The sequence below is a fragment of the Nesterenkonia sp. CL21 genome, from assembly GCF_031705515.1.
Lineage (GTDB): Bacteria > Actinomycetota > Actinomycetes > Actinomycetales > Micrococcaceae > Nesterenkonia > Nesterenkonia aethiopica.
Map to the genome: position 1 here is coordinate 65,191 of NZ_JAUTWR010000013.1, position 6,166 is coordinate 71,356.

Genomic DNA, 6,166 nt, shown 5'->3' on the forward strand with positions numbered 1-6,166 from the left:
CAGCGCGACCGCGCCGACGGCAGTGGGCGGGGCTCCCAGACCGGGAGCCCCGCCCACTGTGCGATATGCGATGTGTGTGCTGTGTCAGACGGGTGCGGTGCGGGCCGCCTCAGATGGTGACGTCGCCCGCGGGGGTCCGGAAGGTGGCGGACATGATGCCCGGTGTGCCGGAAGGTGCCACCCAGTCCACCTCGACGTCCTCGAACGGGTCAGCCTTGGGGCAGGCGAGCCAGTCCGCCACGCGGTCCGGGGACCCGGCGATGGCCAGGCGGATGAGCTCAGCCTCGGGCGGGTAGGCCTGCGAGGGATGCAGGTCCTCGGTGCCCTCGTCCCAGCGGAGCAGGTAGGGCACCTGGGGGTCTGCGATGAGCCCCTTGATGCCGATCTGCTGCCAGGTGAGCTCCTGGCCGTCCGGGAACTTCCGATTGCCGGGCACGGACTTGCGCCCCAGCCGGTCCTCGAAGGGGGAGAGGTCGTCGACGGTGACGCACCATCCCATCCAGCCGCCTCCCACCTGGGAGCGGTTCCGCACGGCCTGGCCGAACGGTGCCTTGTCGGCGGAGGGGTGGTCGAGGACCTCGACGATCTCCAGGTACTGGCGGTTCTTCAGAGGAATGATCGAGCTGCGTGTGCCGAAGCGCGGATGGATACCGCCCTTGACGCGTTCCACGCCCAGCTGACCGACAATCCTCTCGACCGTGGCATCCATGCCATCCGGGCCGACCGCATACGAGACGTGATCCAAGCGCATCATGGGTCCATACTGACACCAGCGTGGGCTTCGTCACCAATCGAGAGCGGCTCCGTGACGAGGAGGCGCCTGATCCCCATTCTTCTACCAGGTGTAGAAACATTCTCGGACGCGGTGATCCGAGCCCTGCTGTCCCGCGTATCCTGGTGGGGTGCTCAAGACCGCGCTGCAGCCCAAATGGATCGCGATGCTCGCCCTGGCCCTGATCCTGGCCACGGTGTTCGTCGTGGCCAGTGCCTGGCAGTTCGGCCAGTCGCGGACCGAGGAGACACCCTCCCGGGAGGTCACCGAGGAGCCCGCGCCGCTGACCGAGGTGTACGCGCCGCAGCGTGCGATGACCGCCCTGGACGCGGATCGGATCGTCACTTTCTCCGGCGAGTTCGTCGAGGACTCCCAGGTGCTGATCTCCGAGCGGCTGCAGGACGGTGAGCCCGGATGGTGGGCCGTCGCCGCCTTCGCAGTGGACGGCGCCCCCGACGGTGAGGTCATCCCCGTGGTCCGCGGGTGGACCGACGACGTCCACGCCGTGGACGCGCCGCCTGCGGGGCAGCAGCTCGAGCTGCGCGGGCGCCTGCTGCCGCCTGAAGCTCCCGTGGCCGGGGAGCGTGAGGCGGCCCACGTCTTCGCCAGCCTGTCCCCGGCGGAGCTGATCAACGTGTGGGATCTCCCTTCCTACTCCGGATTCGTGGTCGCTTTCGACGTCGTCGACGCATCCGGCCATGAGATCGGGGCTGAGGCCGAAGCCGTCCCTCTGGAGCCGGTCTGGGTCGGACCACAGCCGGAGGGATCCTCCGTGAACTGGCTGAACCTCTTCTACGCTGTGGAGTGGGTCGTCTTCGCCGGTTTCGCCTTCTTCCTGTGGTGGCGACTGGTCAAGGACGCCCATGAGAAGTCGCAGGAGGCCGCGGTGCTCGACACCGAGTGGGAGCAGCAGTGGAAGCAGGAGTACCTGGCCGCCGTCGCCGCCGGACAGAGCCCTCGGGAGGCGGAGGAGACCGCCACCGCGGAGGCGGCGCGCAAGCTCGATGAGAAGGACACGTGATGCCTGAGAACACCGGAGACGCCCCGCAGGTGACCGAGGTGCCTGCCGCGCCGAAGCGGCCCCAGAAGCGGCGCTTCCAAGGCACCATGCAGCAGATCAGCGGCTCGCTGACCTTCTACAAGGTCTTCGCCTTCACCACCGGCATCATGCTGCTGATCCTGGTGGCCAAGATGATCATGGACTACGGCTTCGGCTATGAGCTCTACGCCGGCGGCACCACCGCCGAGGGTACGGCCAACACGCTCGGCTTCCATCCGAAGGAGTCGGTCAGCGGAGGCACCGGCATCTCCTATTGGACGGCGGTGATCCACGGCTGGATCTACGTGGTCTACGTGATCGCCGGGTTCCGTCTGTGGTTCCTGATGAACTGGCGGTTCTCCCGTCTGGTGACCATCGTGCTGGGCGGAGTGGTGCCGTTCCTGAGCTTCATCGTGGAGCGTCGGATCGCGGCCGAGGTGCGCCGGGACATCGAGGCCAACCCGGAAGCCGTGCGGCGATACTGAACCGCCTGTGACTCGCTGACGATCGGACGCCGATCGGCCCGCCAGCCTCTCCTGGCGGCCCGTGCTTCGGCTGCCATGCGGCGCCCTCACCGACGTGGTGGGGGCGCCGTCGTCGTACCGCCGTGCTCTCTCGGACCGATGGCGGCTCCTTCCGTGCTGACAGACAGGAAACCCCTGGTCAGAAGCTGAATCAGGCATACCGGGGCGCTCCATCGACGTCCCGCTTCATCGATGGAATCCCTCGCTGTGACCTCTTGCACAACGGCGTCCCGGACATTATTGTGCCTCATGTCACAACAAATTCCCAAGACCGTGGCGCTGCTCTTTTCCCTGCATCTGTGTCACCGCACCTGATTCACCGCACCTGAGAGGAACCGCACCATGAGGCATACCGTGCGCACCCGTCCCTGGAGGACCCTTCCATGGAGGACCGCTGCCCTGAGCATCACGGGAGCACTGCTGCTCACCTCCTGCGGGGGAGCCGGAACAGCCGAGGAGGACGGCGTCGAGCTCGATGAGGACCAGGTGGGCGTGGGCGCCATGGAGGACTTCGACGTCGACGACACCTTCGTGGCCACCGAGCCGGTCGAGTTCTCACTGCTGTATCGGAACAATCCGGACCACGGCCTCGACGAGGACTGGATGTTCTTCGATCAGCTCGAGGAGGAGCACAACGTCTCCCTGAGCCTGGTGGACGCCCCGCTGAGCGACTTCGAGGAGCAACGTTCCCTGCTCATCGGCGCCGGCGAGATGCCCGACTACGTCCCTGTGACCTACCCCGGACAGGAGGTGCCCTACCTCAGCGGCGGCGCGGTCCTGCCGATCAGCGACTACCTGGACTACATGCCCAACTTCACCGACAAGCTGGACCGCTGGGAGCTCTGGGACGAGTTCGACGCCCTGCGGCAGGAGGACGGCAAGGCCTACATGCTGCCGGGCCTGCGGGAGGACCCGTTCTACATCTTCAGCCTCGTAGTCCGGGGTGACATCTGGGACGAGCTCGGACTGGAGAACCCGGAGACCTGGGACGAACTGGCGGACCAGCTGCGGGAGGTCAAGGAGGCCTACCCCGACATCACGCCGATGTCCGACCGCTGGGAGCTGCAGAGCACCCTGAACATCGCGTCGGCCAACTTCGACACGGTCGCCGGCTGGGGCTACGGGCAGGGCCTGTACTTCGACTACGATGCCGATGAGTTCATCTACGCCGGGGCCTCCGACGAGTACCGCGAGCTGCTGGAGTTCTTCGCGGGCCTCGTGGAGGAGGGCCTCATGGACGCCGAGACCATGACGCAGGACGACCAGATGGCGGAGCAGAAGTTCTCCGCCGGAGAGTCCTTCGTGATCGGCGGCAACGACGAGTCCACGACCATCTACCACCGAGGGTTCGAGGAACTCGGCACCGAGGGGGCGGAGGCCCGCCTGATCCCCATCCCCGGCGGCCGCGACGGCGACTTCGTGCACAGCGGAGCCCGGTTCGACTCAGGCCTGATGATCGCGAACTCGATGGCGGACCAGGACGCCTTCATGGCGCTGCTGCAGTTCATCGACTGGCTCTACTACTCGGACAACGGCCTCGAGTTCGCCACCTGGGGCGTGGAGGGCGAGACCTACGAGCGGGACGCCGACGGTGAGATCGCACTGGACGAGGACATCGACATCAACAGCCTCCACCCGGACGCGGAGGAACACCTGCTCCGGGACTACGGCTTCCACAACCAGCCGTTCATGCATGCCGCCGGCTCCCTGACCGAGTTCGTGCACTCCGGCCTGCGTCCTCACGTCATCGAGTGGCAGGAGAGCATGCAGCACAAGGAGGAGCGCCCGGTGACTCCGGCGCATCCCTTCACCGACCTGGAGCTGGAGCAGCTGGGCCTCTGGTCCACGAGTCTGACCGACCACGTCCAGACCGCCACTGCCCAGTTCATCCTCGGGCAGCGCAGCTTCGACGACTGGAACTCCTATGTCGCCGAGTTGGAGAACCTCAACATGCAGAGCCTGGTGGACATGGCCAACGAAGCCTATGAGCGGGCCCAGGAACAGATCGACGAGCAGATCGACGACGAGTCCGACGAGCAGAGCGAGGGTGACGGCGATGCATGAGGTCCCAGGCAGGACCACGACGACCGCCGTGCTCGGACTGAGCGCCCTGCTGCTGGCCGGGTGCGGCTCGGGGTCGGCCACCGAGACGGCTGAGATCGACGAGGAGGCGCAGAGCGTCGGCGCGATGGAGGACTTCTCCGTCGGAGACTCCTTCGTCGCCGAGGAGCCGCTGAGCATCTCGCTGCTGTATCGCGACCATCCCAACTACCCGTTGCAGGACGACTGGCTGATCCTCGAACACCTCGAGGAGGAGCACGGGGTCACCCTCGACCCGGTGGTCGCCCCACTGAGCGACTTCGAGGATCGGCGCTCGGTGCTCATCGGCTCCGGCGAGATCCCCGACTATGTGCCGGTGATGTGGCCGGGAGACGAGATCCCCTACATCTCCGGAGGGGCGCTGCTCCCGGTCAGCGACTACCTGGACTACATGCCCCACTTCACCGACAAGCTGGAGCGGTGGGAGCTGCAGGAGGAGTTCGACCAACTGCGGCAGGAGGACGGCAAGGCCTACATCCTGCCCGGCCTGCGGGAGGACCCCTTCCACAACTGGTCCGTGGCCATCCGCGATGACATCTGGGCGGACATGGGCTTCGAGGACCCGGAGACCTGGGAGGAGTTCCAGGACCAGCTGGAGCAGATCTCCGAGGAGCACCCCGAGATGACCCCATGGTCCGACCGGTGGGAGATGAACGCCACCTTGAACCTCGCCGGGCCGTCCTTCGACACCGCCGGCGGCTGGGGGTTGGGCAACGGACTCTACTTCGATGCCGACGCCGACGAGTTCGTCTTCACCGGGGCCACCGACGAGTACCGGGAGATGATCGAGTACTTCGCCGGACTGGTGGCAGACGGCCTGATGGACTCCGAGTCGATGACGCAGGACGACGACTCCGCCGTGCAGAAGTTCGCCTCCGGGCAGTCCGCGGCCATCGCCTCCAACGAGGAGGAGCTGCAGACTCTGCGCACCGCCTTCGAGGAGATCGGGGAGGACGACGCCGAGGTCCGGATGATCCGCGTGCCCGCCGGACCGGCGGGTGACAACGTCGCCGGTGGGGGACGCTTCGACGTCGGGATGGTCCTGGGCGCCCATACGGCGCAGCGCGAGGACTTCATCGCGATGCTGCAGTTCCTCGACTGGCTCTACTACTCAGACGAGGGCCTGATCTTCGCCACCTGGGGTGTGGAGGGCGAGACCTACGAGACCGACGAGGACGGCGAGCGGGAACTGGCCGAGAATGTGGACATCAAGGGCTTCAACCCGGGGGCCGAGGAGCACCTCTCCATCGACTACGGCTTCTACAACGGGGTGTTCACGCATAACTTCGGCTCCGACACCGAGATCTTCCTGTCCCTGATGAGCAACGAGATCGTGGAGCTGCAGGAGCAGATGGCCGACAAGGAGGAGCTGCCCCTGCAGCCGAGCATCCCCTTCAGCGAGTTGGAGCTGGAGCAGGCCGCGCTGTGGCAGAACTCGCTGACGGACCAGGTGGACCAGGCCACCGCGCAGTTCATCCTCGGTCAGCGGGACCTGGACGACTGGGACTCCTATGTGGCCGAGCTCGAGGCGCGGAACATGAACGACTACGTCGAACTCGCCAATGAGGCCTACCAGAGGGGTCAGGAGATGCTGGACGAGCTCGACGAGGTCGACGGGCCCGGGGAGGACGACTGATGACGACCATCCAGTCCACCCCCGGTGGCCCGCCGGGCCGTGGGACGGCCGCCGTCGCCGTCGTCGAGGACGCCGCCGCGGCGGCCGGCGGACGC

At 66.6% G+C, this 6,166-nt stretch carries 5 protein-coding genes; 4 read left to right on the plus strand and 1 reads right to left on the minus strand.

The window, feature by feature from the left end; all coding sequences use genetic code 11:
• Positions 1–109: 109 nt before the first annotated feature.
• Positions 110–754, minus strand: a complete 645-nt coding sequence (locus Q7C18_RS15365) for a VOC family protein (RefSeq protein WP_070158748.1) — start codon at positions 752–754, stop codon at positions 110–112.
• Positions 755–902: 148 nt separating this feature from the next.
• Between Q7C18_RS15365 and Q7C18_RS15370 the strand changes: the two genes are divergently transcribed.
• From Q7C18_RS15370 to Q7C18_RS15385, 4 genes are all read left to right on the plus strand, one after another.
• Complete coding sequence (locus Q7C18_RS15370) at positions 903–1,793, plus strand: SURF1 family protein (RefSeq protein ID WP_311026120.1); 891 nt, start codon at positions 903–905, stop codon at positions 1,791–1,793.
• Positions 1,793–2,296: a DUF3817 domain-containing protein gene (locus tag Q7C18_RS15375; protein WP_311026121.1), complete on the plus strand. Its 504-nt coding sequence runs from the start codon at positions 1,793–1,795 to the stop codon at positions 2,294–2,296. Before Q7C18_RS15370 ends, Q7C18_RS15375 begins: the two co-directional genes overlap by 1 nt.
• 381 nt (positions 2,297–2,677) lie before the next feature.
• The gene (locus tag Q7C18_RS15380; protein ID WP_311026122.1) at positions 2,678–4,399 is read left to right on the plus strand and encodes an extracellular solute-binding protein; all 1,722 of its coding nucleotides are present in this window, start codon (positions 2,678–2,680) and stop codon (positions 4,397–4,399) included.
• Positions 4,392–6,071, plus strand: coding sequence for an extracellular solute-binding protein (locus Q7C18_RS15385; RefSeq protein WP_311026123.1), 1,680 nt, complete (start codon positions 4,392–4,394; stop codon positions 6,069–6,071). The genes Q7C18_RS15380 and Q7C18_RS15385 overlap by 8 nt, the downstream gene beginning before the upstream one ends.
• Positions 6,072–6,166: the final 95 nt, after the last annotated feature.